We start from the raw sequence: 17,179 nt of genomic DNA on the forward strand, positions 1-17,179 counted from the left end.
TAATCTCCAACCGCTGATTAGCTTTCAGCTAATCAATATATCGGCGGGAATTTAGCCGGATCTGCTTCGCTCATCACTTCATATACTGCTTCAATAACATCGTCGATGGATGGTTTTGTGAAATAATCACCATCAGAACCATAAGGGGGACGATGTTCGTGAGCTGTAATGGTTTTGGGGGCGCTGTCGAGATAGAAATAGCCCTTTTGCTTTTCCAGTATCTGCTGAAGAATAAATGCAGAAGCGCCTCCGGGAACATCTTCGTCAGCAACGATCAGCTTATTGGTCTTCTTCAGGGATGCGACGCACACCTCGTTAAGATCAAAGGGATGAAGGGTTTGCGGATCGACAATTTCTACTGAGATACCCATTCTTTCGAGCTCTACTGCCGCATCTTCTACCACGCGCAGTGTGGAGCCATAAGACACGATGGTGATGTCGGATCCTCTTTTTACCACTTCAGCATGCCCGAGCGGAACTGTAAACTCCCCGATATTTAAGGGCATCTTTTCTTTAAGCCGGTATCCATTAAGACATTCTATGACGATTGCCGGTTCGTCAGCACGAAGCAGGGTATTGTAGAGGCCTGCAGCCTGAGTCATATTCCTCGGCACGCAAATGTGGATCCCTCTCATAATCCCCAGAATCATCGCCATTGGCGAACCCGAATGCCAGACACCTTCCAGACGGTGCCCCCTGGTCCTGATGATCACGGGAGCCTTCTGGCCGGCTTTAGTCCGGTAGCTGAGGCTTGCAAGATCGTCACTGATGACGTTTATGGCATAAAGCAGGTAATCTACATACTGAATTTCGGCAATAGGTTTTAACCCGCGCAATGCCAGCCCGATGCCCTGCCCGATAATGGTACTTTCGCGGATGCCGGTATCGGCCACTCTCAGTTCTCCGTGCTTGGCCTGAAGTCCGGCGAATCCCTGGTTCACATCGCCGATGCTTCCAACATCTTCACCGAAGGCGATGATGCGGGGGTCTCTTGTGATATTAGCATCGAAACAGGCATTCAGTACTTCCCTCCCATCGATCCATTTGGCATCGTCGTCATATTCTGCAGGAACGACCGGGATTTGAGAAGGCGCATCTACAGACCCGGAGAACAACCTGGAATGATACCTTTCGTGGTTCAGTTCCATCTGCTCCCGATGCCAGTTCAGCAGATCATTTCTTTCGGAGGACTGGGTTCCGGCAAGCAGACGAAGTGCTTTCCGGACAGTTTCCATTATATCGCGGCGTGAAACTTCCGGCAGCGACTGCAGGTTTGCGGTCAGTTGACGGATGTTTTCGTCGTTAAATCTTTTCAGAAGCTGTACTGCATCCGCTGATTCGCGCTTGAGGACTGTCTGGAAACTGTTCCAGGCTTCCTTGCGGCAGGTCCTGACATACTCTTTTGCTTTTGTCTCAATCTCTGCCAGTTCGGGTTCGGTGGCAATTGCCGACTCCAGCATCCACTTGCGCATTTGCACCAGGCAATCGTGTTCGAGCTCCCAGTCGAGGCGTTCCTTGCTCTTATAGCGCTCGTGGGAACCGGAAGTGGAATGTCCCTGGGGTTGTGTTAGTTCATGAACATGGATCATTACGGGAATGTGCTTCTCGCGGCAGACGGCTATCGCCTTCTCGTAGGTTTCGCACAATCCGGGATAATCCCATCCCTTCACTTTGAATATCTCGAATCCCTCGCCTTTTTCATCGCGCTGAAATCCTTTTAATATCTCTGAAATATCCTGTTTTGTTGTTTGGAGTTCGGCAGGAACGGAAATGGCATATGCATCATCCCAGATGGAAATAGCCATAGGGATTTGCATCACTCCCGCGGCATTAATAGCTTCAAAAAACACGCCTTCTGAAGTAGATCCGTTCCCGATGGTACCAAAAGCTACTTCATTTCCATCTATTGAAAAATGAGTGAGGTACTTAAGGGCCGGATTTTCGCGGTAGAGTTTGGAGGCCTGTGCCAGGCCTACCAGCCGTGCCATTTGGCCGCCTGTAGTGGAGATATCGGAAGACGTATTCTTGTTTTCAGTTTGATTCCTCCAGCTCCCGTCGTCATTTAAAAGCCGGGTAGCATAGTGGCAATTCATTTGACGTCCGCCCGAAAAGGGCTCTTCCTTCACGTCTGTATTTGCATACAGCTGGGCAAAGAACTCCGTTATAGTAGCAATGCCGGTGGCAAACATAAATGTCTGATCCCGGTAATAACCCGATCGCCAGTCTCCTTTTTTGAAGGCTTTTGCCATCGCCACCTGTGCCACTTCTTTACCATCCCCAAAAATACCGAACTTAGCTTTTCCGGTTAACACTTCTTTTCGCCCGAGCAAACTTGCCTGGCGGCTTTCAAAACAGATCCGGTAGTCGTTGATAACGATCTGTTTGAAGTCGTCGAAGCTTAACTCGGAAACATCGAACTGATTTGTTACTTTCATTTCTACTGATATATTCTCTATGGAATTCGTCAAAATTAACAAAATACACGTTATATCAGAACTAATGAAACTTTTAGATTGTTCTGTACGTAATAAGGAGTATATATTGACAATCTATTTTGAATAGCCGAAACAGTTGATTAACTTTACATATAATAAACAAACGCTTATACAATGAAAAGATTCATAACTTTATGTGCGGTGATCCTGGGATTTACAGTTCTGACGTCGATGCAGGCTGACCAGCAACCGGAATTTAAGTTTGAAAAAGAGACGAACGACTTTGGGAAGATCGCCCAGGGCAAACCCGTAACATACGAATTCAAATTTACGAACATAGGTGAACAGCCGCTTATTTTAAGCGATGTTCAGTCAAGCTGCGGCTGTACTGTTCCAAAGTTTACAAGAGTTCCTGTTAAGAAGGGCGATAGCGGAGTGATTACCGTGACGTTCAATGCGGCCGCCCCCGGCTCGTTCAATAAACTCCTCACCATTAAATCGAATGCGAAAACCCCGGTCAAGTATTTGTACATAAAAGGAGAGGTAGTAACATCGTCGACAACAGTTTCACAATAAACAGAAAAAAATTAAAAGAACGAAAAACCTCTCTGGAAGCAGAGAGGTTTTTTTATTTTTGCAGCCATGCCAAAAATTTCAACCAAGGGAAATGGGATGCCAGCTTCTCCGATCCGTAAGCTCACTCCTTACGCTGAAGAGGCGAAACATCAGGGAAAGAAGGTGTACCACCTTAATATCGGCCAGCCGGATATCGAGACTCCGCAGGTCATGATGGATGCCATTAGGTCGGTTGATTTCGACGTTTGGGCTTATACGCAGTCGGAAGGCACGGAATCTTACCGCACCAAACTGGCTGAGTATTACAATCGCGCAGGATACCAGGTAAGCCCTGATGATATCCTGGTTACATGCGGTGCTTCGGAAGCGATTACCATTGCGATGCAGTCGTGCCTGGATCCGGGCGACGAGGTGATCATTCCCGAGCCGTTTTACGCCAACTACAGCGCTTTTGCCTGGATGAGCAGTGCAGTGATCAAACCGGTGATGTCGTTTATTGAGTCTGGTTTTGCTTTACCTCCGGTGAGCGAATTTGAAAAGCAGATCACCGATAAGACCAAGGCTATCTTCATCTGTAATCCCAACAACCCGTCGGGATACCTGTATTCGATGGATGAGCTGATTGAGCTGAAGAAGCTTTGCCTGAAATATGATCTGTACCTGTTTGCTGACGAGGCTTACCGGGAGTTCTGTTATGACGGTCAGAAGTTTTATTCGCCCATGCATCTTGATGGCCTGGATCAGCACGTGATCATCTTTGATAGTATTTCAAAACGGTACAGTGCGTGCGGAGCGCGTATCGGGTGTTTTGTAACTAAAAATAAAGCGGTACTGGCAACAGCACTTAAGTTTGCCCAGGCCAGGCTAAGTCCGGGAATGGTAGATCAGATTGCAGCTGAAGCGGGAACGGATACTCCTGAATCGTACTTTGAAGTGGTGAACAAGGAATATACCGAACGCCGCGACCTGCTGGTGAAATCACTTAACAGGATGGAGGGCGTGTTCTGTCCGAATCCCAAAGGTGCATTTTACGCAGTTGCCCGTCTGCCAGTGGATGACAGTGAAAAGTTCTGCCAGTGGATCCTGGAAGAGTTTTCTTATGACAATCAGACAGTGATGATTGCTCCCGCGGCAGGTTTTTACTGTACAGAGGGCGCAGGACGTGACGAAGTGAGATTGGCATACGTTTTGAACAAAGAAGATTTGACTAAGGCAATGATTTGCCTCGAAAAAGCGTTACTTTCTTATCCGGGCCGGGTGGTCAGAAAAGAGACCGAGGAACATAAGCTGGTAGTAGCGGAAGAGGCGAAGAATATACATTAGTAAATTATACATACATGGGGTCGACCGGAATTGACAGGATGGCGGCAGGTATGTAAGCATGCAGCGCGTTGTGAGACTAGCGCTCTAATCTGAACTCTCAAACTATAATTGGCGAAAATCAATACGCCTTAGCTGCCTAATTTAGAATTAGCTCAGCTTTTGTCCCGCTGACAATCCGTTCTGTTTTGTCAGCATCCGGGGCATCGATCAACGGAACTGGTCTGGTTAAGGTGTGATAACCGGACGAGATAAAGCACCTACGGAAGACGGTACAGGCAATCCGCCAGCCTTCCCCTTCCCGACAATTTAATGGAGGATAAGCATGTAGAAAGCATAATTTGTTCCATATCTGGACGAGGGTTCGAATCCCTCCGGCTCCACTTTTAGAAGAGACGTTCTGTTTTGAGCGTCTCTTTTTTATTCTAGGGGTATACTGCAAAAACAGTAAGTTATGTTAAAGCCAATCAAAACGGAAGAACATTATAATGACGCTTAGCCCGGGTTTATGAGCTGATGCAAACTGATAAGCCCTAAAAAGTTCGGTTTTTTATTTTCTGTTTTGCTCTTTAAAACGGATCCTTAATCATTGCCGGTGTGATAGCAACTGGTAATAATATCTAAAGCCAAAAAACAAGAAAATACAGACTTATCATATGGTTATGAAATAACCTATATATTTACTACCTAATCTTTTCATATGGAGTTTTTATACATTGTTCTCTTAGGCGTTATTATTTATTTACTTATAAATAATAAAAACAGATACGACTCTAAGATGGAGGATCTGGAAGTACGGATACTCGAACTACAGCGGCTATTAAAACAAAATCTGGCAAACCGTCCTTTTGCTGATAGTACAATTGAGAAAGAGGAGCAGATACACAAATCGGCAGAGCCGTTACCTTCGCCTTCAACTGAACAAAAAGAACAGTTAGCTGCTTCAAAGACTTCCATACCGAGTGAGCAATATAAAGAAGTAGTAACAGAGACTCCGGCCCCATTAAGACAGCCGATCAGGCCGTCGGTTAAACCTCCGGTATTTAAAGATCCCGAGCCCCGCCAATCTTTTTTTGAGAGATACCCTGACCTGGAAAAGTTTATAGGAGAAAACCTGATCAATAAAATAGGTATAGCAATTCTGGTCCTGGCAATTGGCTTTTTCGTAAAATATGCGATTGATAATGATTGGGTAGGACCTGTTGGCCGTGTAGGTATTGGAATCCTGTGTGGCACTATACTGATCGGCATTGCCCACCGATTAAGAAACAATTATAAAGCATTCAGCTCTGTTTTGGTAGGAGGAGGTCTTGCTATCTTTTACTTTACGATCACGCTGGCTTACCACCAGTTTCATCTTTTTAATCAAACAGCGTCTTTTTGTATTCTAATTGTCATCACTCTATTCGCCGTAGTGCTTTCATTGTTGTATAACAAACAGGAGCTGGCTGTTATCGCTTTAGTAGGCGGCCTGGCGAGCCCATTTATGGTCAGCAGTGGCCACGCAAGCTATAACGCTTTATTTATCTATCTCATTACTTTGAATGCTGGTTTGCTGGCAATCGCCTACTTTAAGTTGTGGCGTATACTCAATATATCGGCATTTGGCCTCACTGTAATCATTTGTGCAGGAGTTGTATTTACTATTCCGGAAAATGCTTGTTTGCAGGGATTCTGGTACTTCAGCATTCTTTACCTTTTGTTTTTTGCTAACAACATTGCTAACAACATTAAAGAGAATAAGGCCTTCATCAGTTCAGATTTCAGTATTCTGCTCATCAATACCGCTCTTTATTTTAGTGCTGGTCTTTACCTACTTACATCAATGCACATGGAGGGATTAAGAGGTGCTTTCGCGGCCAGCCTGGCCGTTGTTAACCTTGTGTTGTCTTTTGTGTTATTCAAAGTGAGAAAAGTAGACACTAATATTCTTTATCTGCTGATTGGAATTACGCTGACGTTTATTTCATTAGCGGCTCCGATACAGCTTCACGGTCACTATATCACGATGTTCTGGGCTGCCGAGACTGTGCTCATTTACTGGCTTTATCTCAAATCTGGTATAAAGCTAATGAAGTTAACCTCACTTATTATATGGGGAGCCATGATGATCAGCTTATTTATGGATTGGGCTCACCTCTATCATTCATCTGCTATGGCTCTCAACATCATTGCGAACAAGGGCTTTATAACCACCTTAATGGCTGCATTCAGTTCTTATGCCGTGTATGTGCTGACAGAGAAGGATGAATCGGACGCAATTTATGGAGTAAAGATCGAGGGCTACATTTTTCAATACGCTGCATTTGTCTTACTCTTCCTGAGCGGATACCTGGAAATAAACCACCAGTTTCTGAATCGTTGTCCTCACACATCACTGAATATTTTATACCTGATGGTATATATACCGGCTTTTATTTATTGCTTTCATATAGTCGTAAAAAAAGCAGCGATTCAAGGTTTAAGCGCTGTGGCGAGTATGCTGTTAATCGCCCTCGCAATTACCATCTATTTAGCCGCCAGTCCGGAGATATACCAGGTTCAGTATTACATATTAGTTTCTGGTAGTGTCCATTCACTGCACTTTATGGCTCATTGGACCGGGGCAATTATTATTGGTTTGTTATTTTATCAGCTTATACGAATGGCCATACAGCAATTAAACAGCTCCCAGAATAAAATAGCCTCCTGGACTATTGCGGGGGCAATTGTTTTATTCTTAAGCCTGGAAGCTTCGATTGCCAGCAATGCGCTATTCTATTCAAACCAACATTCTTTGGATCGGATTACGACTGTTTACATTAAAACGGGACTGCCGGTGCTGTGGGGATTGGCTTCGTTCACACTAATGTGGCTGGGAATGCATCACAAAGCAAAAACACTCCGAATTATTTCGCTGAGTTTATTCTCTTTAACTTTAATAAAGCTATTTCTGTTCGATATAAGAAATATTCCACCAGCGGGTAAAATAGCTGCATTCTTCTGTTTGGGTGTATTGTTACTAATCGTTTCTTTTATGTATCAAAAGGTTAAGAAAATTATTGTACATGATGAATTTACGCCAGAAAATGAAGATTAGCTTCCAACTGCTCTTGTTCGCCTGGACTGCCCTTCCTGCGGTTGCACAGCAAGGGTTTAAATATAAGGCCAGTCTGCAAAGAGTTGACTCCAGCAAGTTTTACCGGATTGTTTTACAACCTGCTTTAACGGCAAAATGCCAGCCCGATCTGGCGGATATAAGATTAATTGATGAATCAGGCAAAATAGTTCCGTATCTGACTGGCCGCTCCTTGCCTGTACAGGGTCAAATCACCTATCTGCAACTTCCAGAGATCTCCAACGTAATTCTTAACGATTCGCTTCCGTCTTATGTTGCCGAAAATGCGTCGGGAATGCACATAAATCAACTATGGATCAAATTACGAAATACAGCAGCGAACCGGACTGTAAATCTGCAGGGAAGCGATGATTTAAAGCAGTGGTTTGCGATTAAGGAGCATGTTATCCTGCAAGGTACTTCCCGTGATAACGGAACGTCTGAAGAGTTAATTGAGTTCCCTGTCAGCACTTATAGATATTTCAAAATACAGGTGGATGGCAGCAAACGGATACCTGTAAAAATTCTTCAGACCGGAATTTATCTTAACCATCAAACCCCTTCAGAATACACCCAGATACCTGTTGCCCGCTTTACAAATGAGCAGAAGGCAAACACAACCCTTATCAATATTATATTTAGAGAGTCATATCGGATCAACAAATTACATCTGAAATTTTCCGGAGCGAAATATTTCCATCGCCGGATACAGTTGTATAGCATAAAGGGGGAACGGAAAGAGTGGCTAATGGATTCACTGGTTAGCTCTGCCGGCAATGGCGAGCTATACCTGGATACAAAGAGCAGCAAACTTCAACTCGCCATCCTGAATGAAGACAATCCGCATCTGACTCTACAAATGGCAGAAGCCTACGAGCTCAAACAATCACTCATTGCATACCTTGAGAATCAGCATCATTACGAATTATATTTCGGTAACGACAAAGCTCAATCTCCCAGATTTGATCTGAATAGTTTTACTGATAGCATCGGCAGCAAGCTTCCTGTTGTTAACCATTCAGAAATAACGCAGGTTGCACATTCTAAAGATAAAAGCCCTTCAGCGTTCCTGCCTGCATGGATATTATGGATAACCGGCGGCATGGCGTTGCTTCTTCTTTTAGTTATCACCTTAAAAATGACCAGAGAAATAAGTAAGACCGAAAAATAAAAAACCCCGCTGTGATGGGCACAACGAGGCATCTAAACCTTATCACCTCTTTATACTTAACAGAAAAAATTAAGGTTACATTTTTTTGAAAAAAAATAATCAACCAACCTGATAGGACCACAAGCAAGCCAAAGGCCAACAGACGACTCTCACTCCGTCGCCTAAAACATTGTCCAACAGACCACTTTCAACTCTCAACTTTTAACTTCCTATTCTCAGCCATTCTGCATCCAGTTCTTCCCTTCTGTAAACCTGCTGATCAGCATTCCGGCTACTGTATCGCCTGTTGCGTTAAGCAAGGTTGCCATCGGGTCTACTAATGTTCCGATGATCATGGCCGGCGGCAATGCTTCGGGGGGAAACCCGTAGGCGGATATAAACAGAAGTTCGCCGACATAGCCGCCGTTAGGAATACCGCCTTCTACTATGCTGACCAGAACAGTCATACCCAGAGCAAGAAGAATCACATCGGCGCTGTTAAAGCTTCTCCCGAAGAGGGCGAACACAACAGCCATCTTGATGATAGACGAAACGCTGGATCCATCCTTATGCAAAGTAGCACCAAGCGGAATCGTGATATTGGCGATGATGTCAGGAATACCCATCCGCCGGGATGCTTCCATATTGGCGGGAATGGTGGCGATGCTGCTGCAAGTACCTACGGCTGTAGCAGAAGGGATAATATTATTTCTCCAGTATCGCCTGACGGCTTTGACGCCCCCGGCAATAAAGGCATACAGGGAGAATATCACCAGGAAATAAAAGAGGCCAAAACCGTAGTAAAGTCCAAGCGACTTAGCATAGGCACCAAATAACTGGGGGCCAAAGACCCCGATCTGGTAAGCAAAGTATGCGCCGAGCCCTACCGGGGCCAGCTTCATAATGAGGATAAAGACGTTTTTGAATATTTCATTTCCGGCGAGGAGAAATTCTTTGAAAACGCTGTATTTCTCACCAGACTTTAAAGTGGCAAAACCAACGAGCACTGAAAAGATGATCATTGCCAGCATATTCTTCCTCGACAGCAATTCAAAAAACTCACTAGTTGTGAACAATTGGGACAGCTGCTCGCCAAAAGGCTTTTCGTCTATTGCTTCTGTTAGTTTCATTGCCTTTATTTCTTCGTGCACGGGAAAGATCCAGACAGCAACGATGGTTAAGAAAGCGGAAATGAGCACCGTGCCAAGGAAGACAACCGAAGTGACTCCCATTATCCGGCTTAATTTACCGGAATTCCCGAGCCCTGCGATTGCGGAAGCTATTGCAAAGAATACAAGGGGGATGACTGCGGTGAACAAAAGGTTCAGAAATATATCTCCTACAGGCTTCAGTATTTCCACTTTTGGACCGAACACCAGGCCTGCTATACTGCCCGCCAAAATGCCGCCGATGAGCCAAAATATCCCGCTGTAATTCTTTATCCAGTTGTTCATTCCGCGAATATAAATGTATTTGAAACAAGTGAGATGTTTCCTTTTATCTCCGGGACTTTTACTGATTATTTATCTTTGCTTTATGAAAGTTGCGAAATACTATGCTGCAGCGATTGCGGCGTTCGTAATCTGGGGATTCTTTAGTTTGGTGCTGAAGCCCATCCACAATTATCCATCTCTTGATATTTTATTTTACCGGGTATTCTTTTGTGGTGCGATCATGCTGTTCATCAGTCTGCTCATCAGGAGAAAGGTTCTCAGGGAAACCCGGAAAGCCTTTAAGAGGCTCAGCAAACGGGAAAAGAGGAGGCTGGTTCTTCTCAACCTTGGAGGAGGCGTATTTCTGACAGGCAACTGGTTCTTTTTTATTTATGTGATGAACCATGTAAGCGTAAAAGCTACCTCACTTGCCTACCTGGTATGCCCGATATTGACTACCGTCCTTGCCAATTTTCTTCTGAAGGAAAAGCTTGATAAATATCAGTGGGCCGCTGTTGCCCTGAGCACGGCAGGATGTCTGCTGATCTCGTTTAATCACCTTTCGGATATTATTTACAGCCTGATCATCGCTTCGACGTACGCGATTTACCTGGTCAGCCAGCGGGTGAACACCGGCTTTGACAAGTTCTTTCTGCTGTCGGTACAAATCCTCTTTTCAGCACTGCTACTTCTGCCTTTTTATCCGGCCTTCAGTTCGGGTATGCCCGGAACGCCCCTCTTTTATTCGCTGATCGCCTTAATCGCGGTTCTTTTCACCATTGTTCCATTGTTTTTGAACCTCTACGCCCTTCACGGTATTCCCTCATCGACGGTTGGAATGCTGCTTTACATCAATCCCATTATTGCTTTTTTTCTCGCCGTATATTATTATCATGAAAAAGTCGATATGCTGCAGGTAATTGCCTACAGTAGTATCCTTTTATCGATTGTCCTGTTTAACAAGCAGAATATACAGGGGAGAAAGCCTGCCGTATTCCGGCAGTGAGTGCAATTTATTTCTTCAGCAAATCGGGCTTCACGCCTTCGAATGTAATTTTCACAGGCAGGATCTTTCCATCGTCGCCAAACTGCATTTCATCAATACAGACCACACGGTGATTCCCGTTTGTTTCCCCTAGAGGCCTCCTGTGGTAGATAATGTACCATTTGTCGCTTTTCTCATTATGGACTACTGAATGATGCCCTGCACCGGTTGCCACCTGGGGGTCTTGCTGCAGGATCTTCCCGATCCGCTTAAACGGCCCCATCGGAGAATCAGCAATCGCGTAGGCTACTGAATAATCAGGCCCGGTCCATCCGCCTTCGGACCACATGAAATAATACTTCCCGTTTTTAATGAACATAAAGGGGCCTTCTACATATCCTTCGGGGGTTATCTCCTTAAATGTCTTCCCGTCGGCAAAAGGAACAAAACCGGTAAAGTCATCGTTAAGTTGTGCAATATTGCAGTGCCGCCAGCCTCCATAGAACATGTAGTATTTTCCGTCCTTATCTTTAAATACGAACTGATCGATCGGTTGTGCCCCGTTGTGAAATTTATCGATCAGCGGTTTTCCCAGATGATCCTTAAAGGGACCTTCAGGCTTAGCTGATACAGCCACGCCAATGCCTCCTTTTTCCTGATCGTTCTGGATATCATTTGCCCCGAAGAACAAATAGTACTTTCCTTTTTTCTCCACAATAGCGGGTGCCCAAACGGCCCTTTTAGCCCATTTAACTGATGATGTATCGAGAATGCGCGGATGTTTTTTCCAGGTTACGAGGTCGGACGAAGAAAAGGCATCGAAAAATACCTGTTCTTCGTATTTCGCGGAATAAGTTGGATAAATCCAATATCTGCCTTTAAACACCACTCCTTCCGGGTCTGCATACCATCCCTGGAAAAGAGGATTTCCTGACCGGACGCCCTTTTCAGCAGTTTTTCGTTCCTGGGCACTTGCATAGCAGCATAAAAAAGAGACGAGTATGAATACGGTTGAAATTCTTTTCGGCATATAAATAGAATTTAGTTGCCGCAATTTAGGATTTATTCTTTAAAAGAAAAACGATTTAGCAGTGTAGTAAAAAGAAAGGCTTCCCTTAACCAGGAAGCCTTTCTTTTTTATTAAAGAGATAGCTTATTGTCCCAGAAGCTCGCCGAGCTTTTTAAATAACGCTTCTCCCCTGAGATTCTGTGCAATAATACGCCCTTGTGGGTCGATCAGATAGTTTTGGGGAACAGCCCTGATACCGTACAATTTTGCCACCTCATTATTCCAGTATTTCAGATCGGAAACATTCGTCCAGGTAAGACCATCTTTTTCAATAGCCTCAAGCCATGCCGCTTTCTTTCCCGGCTGATCAAGGGATACTCCCAGTACGGTAAAATTCTTGTCCTTATATTTGTTGTAGGCAATTTTAACATTGGGATTCTCTGCACGGCACGGGCCGCACCAGCTTGCCCAGAAATCAAGCAGTACATATTTACCCCGAAAGTCGGACAACTTCACAGGCCTATCGTTCACATCGTTCTGAGTAAAATCAGGGGCCAGAGCACCATCGGTTGTGGCCTTTGCCGCAGTGATGCGCTTGCTGAACTCCTTACCAGCATCACTTGCTTTCACTTTTTCGCTTAGCTTGGCAAATACAGGTTCCAGGGCAATCACGCTTTCTCCCATTCCCGCGCTCTCAGACAAGGCCGCTACGCTGAAAAAAGAATTAGGATGAGTTCTGGCAAACTCCACCTGAGCAGCAGAGCGGTTACGCAGTTTCAGGCGATACTTCCTGTCTATTTTGTTGACAAGGGAGGTATCCTTACTCTGCTCTTCACTTAGAGTGCGGAATTCTGCATTAGCCTGTTTGGTGATATCCTGCACCGCACCGCCGATAGCAGCAAGATATGCCTCGTACTCGTCATTAACTTTAGAGCCCTTAACAGTTGCGTTCTTTAACGAATCCTTCGCTGTAATAGTGATGTTCTCATTTCCGAAATAAAACAGCTTCACATCGCCATTGTAAGCCTGAAACATCTTACCCTTGCCGGTATAGTCGAGAATAAGCCTTGAGTAGGATGGCTCAGTGAGTTTGCCTTTAAATGTAAATGCTCCATTGTGAAGAACAGCGGAGTCTGATTTACCCTGCCCGTTTTCCATATAGTCGAGGTAAGCTTTAGCAGGAGCATTAAGATTACCGATTTTTCCGGAGATGGTGAATGTTCCTGGCTGCGCGAAAGCGAGAGCCGGAACTGCCGCTATCAGGGCGGCAACAATTTTTCTTTTCATTTTTTATTGGTATTTTAAATTTTTCCTTGATTCAACTACCCTATTTTATAACCATATCAACAGGATTTCCCGGTATACCAGTTACTGTATTCAGGATATTTCCGGTCTTTCCAACGCTTACATCCAAGGTATAAACAGCCCCGCTTACTCCTACCGTCAAAGTGTTGTCGTTGGCACTAATTTTCATCATGGTCACCTTTTTGCCTGCAAGATCTGGAGTAAGAACTCTCAGGTCTTCATTAATGGGATTATAGCGATATATCTTGTCATTAGATGAAAAATAGAAAACATTTAAGCTTGTACGCACCCACTTTGTGTCTGTATTGACAAGAGAGGAGCCCTTGAACACTCTCTTCCCCAATGCTTTAAAATTTCTATCGGTCGGAGAGAATGGAAAGCTAAAACTCAACTCATAAATATTTCCGTCATCAGCCTTGAAAAACGCGTAAGAGCTACCACCCTCTGCCGGTTTCATAAAAATCAGGTTACTCATCCCCACATTTTTGGGGTCAAAACCAGCACTTTCCGGAGCAAGAGGATAGGAGGTCCCTGCATAAGTACCATCTCCACCGAAAGTGATAAACGCTTTTGCGGCCAAATCAAATCCGATATAAAATGAACTACCATGGGTAAAGTACTTCGACATAGTGTAGTTACCAGCTTGCTCATTTGCAAATTTCCCGTAGTCATCAGCAAAGGGCGCAGTTGATTGTATCCCTACATAAAGTTTCCCGTTAATCACACCTGTTGGCACTGTTCCCATTTGTACCGGTCCAAGAAACGGTTCCAGGTATCCGGGTGTCACTGTTACAGGGGGTGAAAAGAACTGACTATTAAAATCATTCCTGCGTAGCAAAGAACTAGCATCCAGAATAACACCGCTTCCCTCCGGATCGTTACAGAGTACCCAGTATTCTTCTTTGGTATTTGGTTGATAAGGAAGTGGCTTCGAATAATAAAGCTGTACAGGTTGGTGGGGTAAAGATTTATTATTCAAAGCGTGATAGATATCCGACATGACACTATTATCCGGCTTGACATAAGAGAGCTTAGCCACACCGTTATCATCACTTAAAACAAGATCACCATCAGAAAATTGAGTTGTACCTACTATTTTAAAGTTATACTTATAAATTAATCCGTTTCGCTTATCTGTCAGAACAAGTACCGCTCTGCGTTCTCCAGGCCCGAGATTATAAATCGTTTTCAAAGGATAACCTTTATACACAGCAGCGCGTAATTCTTCCTGCACAGTGATTTGCCATTCAAAGTCCAGATCTTCCACAGGATTGGCATCAGCAAGTGTAACTTCCGGCTTGATTATTAAGGAATCGCCAATCAACGCGGGAAATGTGATATCCTTTAATCCCGAAACAACTGGCTCTGAAGGAGGTGAATAAACATAATTACCCAGATCCTTCTTACATGAGGAGTATAACGTAAGAGAGATTGCCAGGATTAGCAGTATTTTGAATTTCATGATCTTACAGTTCAATAATTGTGAGACTTTAATAAATAATAAGCTGATTACCATTTTCATCAACAAAGAAGTATTTTCCTAACTGCACGTAATACTTTAGATAAAACTTCTTATCCGGAGATGAAGTATTGTAGAAATCGTAATCCCCTGATTCGTCATCTCTTTTCGTAAGCACATAGCCTTTTTCTGGATGCCTGGTCACCCAGGTGAACGCGTCGTTAAGAAGCATTCTGGTATTATCAATATAATACAAATTCCTGGGGATCTGAAGGTAAGCATTAGGCAACCCAGGGTTCGACAACGCTGTTGTACCAGAAGAAATCAGAAAAAGCTGATGCTTAACGCGGCTGTACTCACCTAATTGTCCCCACCATGCCCACCAGATTGGCTTCTCCAGCCTGTTAGAATAAATATACGACTTGGATCTGACAGGCACAGGGAGGTTCGGGTCAAAATCGTCGCTGCCGGCAAGGCGAATAGTGAGTTTTACTGATTTTGATCCTAGTTCCGGATCTATATTCTTAATTACGACAGGAATGTGTATTGTGCCAGAATCTGCCGGCATGATATAAAAAGGAGCGAGAGCTTCATAATGCAAACCTTTTACTGCAGTAGTTGATGAATCGACTACTGTTACAACAAAATGACGATCTACAGGATACGTTTTTCCTGAAATAATTACAGGGACCCACAGAGTATCCAGAGAAAGTGATGGATGTTCGGCAAAAGAGTAAGTAAGTGACGTTGTATCCAAGTTTCCGTCCTTGTCTCTGTAGTTTAGATAAATATTATCTTTTGAATTATAAAGAAGTTCGTCATTCTTCCGGCACCCAAAAACAAACAGGAAAACTCCCAGAAGAAAAATATATAATGTATTCGCTTTCATGATCTTACCAGTTTAATTTACCACTTCATCAATTGTTATAGGCCAGCTCATCAGTAGGCACCGGGTAAACAAAAATGCTGTTTGAAGCAGGATATATCTGATTGGTTGATATAATTTCCCTGTTAAGTCGCTTATGCATAAAGAAAATCTGGCTTTCTCCATAAAACTCCTTACGGCATTCCTTTACTAAAGCATCCATAAACTGTCCTTTGCTGATATTGGCAGAAAGTTGATCAATAATTCCTCTATGAGATCGCACAGCATTTAAATATTCAACACCTTTTGCCGGATCTGAATCGAAAGTAGCCTCTGCAGCTATGTAGTACATCTCCGATAACCTAATTGCAGGAGCCATAACAGGATGCAGATTTATCAAAGGCGAAGAATTACTTGTATATTTAATCAAATAGGCACGTTTAGGAGTAACGTCCACTACCTTCTGAAACCACTGTTGATAACGCCAGTCTTCTCCTCCAATTGTATTCAACTCGTAAATATCATTCAACTGATCGTATGTTGGTTGATAGTCGGCATCTATTGGTTTTGAAAAAAGACTTACCAGCATATCAATAGAGAGCTTCGGCACATACCATCCCGATATAAGTTCGGGATAAAAGATTTTATCACGTCTTTCATTATTGGTATTGTAAACATCCTCTTTCAATGCAAACGGGAATTTACCTGAATCAATTACCGTCTTCGCATACAACAAGCAGTTGACATAGTCTCCTTTGTATAAATAAACCCGAGCTAATTCACCACATACAGAGTAATAATTTAATCTATGCCGCCTGTTTTGTAGAAATAAAGATGCATTATTGGCCTCTGTTTGCTTCTTCCCTGTAAAATTATCCGGATAAACTTTGTTAGGATATCCGACAATATAGCTGGAGGAAAGGATCGGGTCAGAATCGCTTAATAGTGTTCTCGCTTCTGTCAGATCAGCAATCACTCGTTCCATGATTTCATTAACAGAAGAAAATGGGGTACTCGTTATTCCCACTTTCGTCACATAAGGAATTGCCAAAGCATTCGGATTATTCTTATATGATGGGGCAAACATGCGGAGTAAATCAAAATGAAGATAAGCTCTGAGAGCTAAAGCCTCACCTTTGATAATTGCATAGTTTTTATCACGAAACAGGTCTTTCTTCTGATCAATGGCTGAAAGAATTTCGTTACAGTTTCCAACGGCTTTATATGCAAATCTCCAGATAGAGCTATTCTTGTCTTTCAGAATATTATCATTATATTTAAAAGAAGCAACTTTCATATAATTCACATCTGTGAATGTGTAATTCTGAGCCATGATGTCCAGATTACTGAAAGTAAGGTTTCCGCCATAAAGATCAATACTTGAGCAATAAGTATAAACACCATTCAACGCTTCTTTAAAACCTTCTTCTGTACTAAACAACTGTTCCTTAGCAGTATCGGATTCAGGCTGTACGTCAAGGAACTTCTCGCATGAGGTTAATAACAACAGCGGGATAATATAAATTATAAGCTTTTTCATGATTC

At 43.5% G+C, this 17,179-nt stretch carries 12 protein-coding genes and 1 other RNA gene; 6 read left to right on the forward strand and 7 right to left on the reverse strand.

Annotated elements, in window-relative coordinates; genetic code table 11:
• Positions 1-32: 32 nt before the first annotated feature.
• Entirely contained in the window at positions 33-2,435 is a 2,403-nt protein-coding gene (locus tag DDR33_RS16045) for an alpha-ketoacid dehydrogenase subunit alpha/beta (RefSeq protein WP_109416825.1), read from the reverse strand.
• A 174-nt stretch (positions 2,436-2,609) separates the two neighbouring features.
• On the opposite strand from DDR33_RS16045, the gene DDR33_RS16050 reads away from it, so the two are divergent.
• The 5 genes from DDR33_RS16050 (at position 2,610) to DDR33_RS16070 (ending at position 8,599) form a co-directional block, all read left to right on the forward strand.
• On the forward strand, positions 2,610-3,011 hold the full coding sequence (locus tag DDR33_RS16050; RefSeq protein WP_109416826.1) for a DUF1573 domain-containing protein: 402 nt from the start codon (positions 2,610-2,612) through the stop codon (positions 3,009-3,011).
• A gap of 66 nt (positions 3,012-3,077) precedes the next feature.
• Positions 3,078-4,334 (forward strand): pyridoxal phosphate-dependent aminotransferase, encoded by a 1,257-nt coding sequence (locus DDR33_RS16055; protein ID WP_109416827.1) that lies wholly within the window; start codon positions 3,078-3,080, stop codon positions 4,332-4,334.
• A gap of 16 nt (positions 4,335-4,350) precedes the next feature.
• Positions 4,351-4,717: a transfer-messenger RNA gene (gene ssrA, locus DDR33_RS16060) on the forward strand.
• A gap of 314 nt (positions 4,718-5,031) precedes the next feature.
• Positions 5,032-7,410 carry a DUF2339 domain-containing protein gene (locus DDR33_RS16065; RefSeq protein ID WP_109416828.1) on the forward strand — a complete coding sequence of 793 codons (2,379 nt, stop codon included), beginning with the start codon at positions 5,032-5,034 and terminating at the stop codon, positions 7,408-7,410.
• Positions 7,400-8,599 carry a DUF3999 family protein gene (locus DDR33_RS16070; RefSeq protein ID WP_158280771.1) on the forward strand — a complete coding sequence of 400 codons (1,200 nt, stop codon included), beginning with the start codon at positions 7,400-7,402 and terminating at the stop codon, positions 8,597-8,599. Before DDR33_RS16065 ends, DDR33_RS16070 begins: the two co-directional genes overlap by 11 nt.
• 215 nt (positions 8,600-8,814) lie before the next feature.
• Here the strand turns inward: DDR33_RS16070 and DDR33_RS16075 are convergent, their stop codons facing one another.
• Positions 8,815-10,032, reverse strand: a complete 1,218-nt coding sequence (locus tag DDR33_RS16075) for a dicarboxylate/amino acid:cation symporter (protein ID WP_202913765.1) — start codon at positions 10,030-10,032, stop codon at positions 8,815-8,817.
• A gap of 82 nt (positions 10,033-10,114) precedes the next feature.
• Between DDR33_RS16075 and DDR33_RS16080 the strand changes: the two genes are divergently transcribed.
• Positions 10,115-11,017 (forward strand): EamA family transporter, encoded by a 903-nt coding sequence (locus DDR33_RS16080; RefSeq protein WP_109416831.1) that lies wholly within the window; start codon positions 10,115-10,117, stop codon positions 11,015-11,017.
• A gap of 7 nt (positions 11,018-11,024) precedes the next feature.
• Here DDR33_RS16080 and DDR33_RS16085 read toward each other — a convergent pair whose 3' ends face one another.
• The 5 genes from DDR33_RS16085 to DDR33_RS16105 form a co-directional block, all read right to left on the reverse strand.
• The gene (locus tag DDR33_RS16085) at positions 11,025-12,026 is read right to left on the reverse strand and encodes a glycoside hydrolase family 43 protein (RefSeq protein ID WP_109416832.1); all 1,002 of its coding nucleotides are present in this window, start codon (positions 12,024-12,026) and stop codon (positions 11,025-11,027) included.
• A 123-nt stretch (positions 12,027-12,149) separates the two neighbouring features.
• On the reverse strand, positions 12,150-13,292 hold the full coding sequence (locus DDR33_RS16090; RefSeq protein WP_109416833.1) for a TlpA disulfide reductase family protein: 1,143 nt from the start codon (positions 13,290-13,292) through the stop codon (positions 12,150-12,152).
• 40 nt (positions 13,293-13,332) lie between these two features.
• Entirely contained in the window at positions 13,333-14,772 is a 1,440-nt protein-coding gene (locus DDR33_RS16095) for a PKD-like family lipoprotein (protein WP_158280772.1), read from the reverse strand.
• A 28-nt stretch (positions 14,773-14,800) separates the two neighbouring features.
• Positions 14,801-15,658 carry a DUF4843 domain-containing protein gene (locus DDR33_RS16100; RefSeq protein ID WP_109416835.1) on the reverse strand — a complete coding sequence of 286 codons (858 nt, stop codon included), beginning with the start codon at positions 15,656-15,658 and terminating at the stop codon, positions 14,801-14,803.
• 28 nt (positions 15,659-15,686) lie between these two features.
• Complete coding sequence (locus DDR33_RS16105) at positions 15,687-17,174, reverse strand: RagB/SusD family nutrient uptake outer membrane protein (RefSeq protein WP_109416836.1); 1,488 nt, start codon at positions 17,172-17,174, stop codon at positions 15,687-15,689.
• Positions 17,175-17,179 lie beyond the last annotated feature (5 nt).

Source organism: Pararcticibacter amylolyticus, assembly GCF_003130405.1.
Classification (GTDB): domain Bacteria; phylum Bacteroidota; class Bacteroidia; order Sphingobacteriales; family Sphingobacteriaceae; genus Arcticibacter; species Arcticibacter amylolyticus.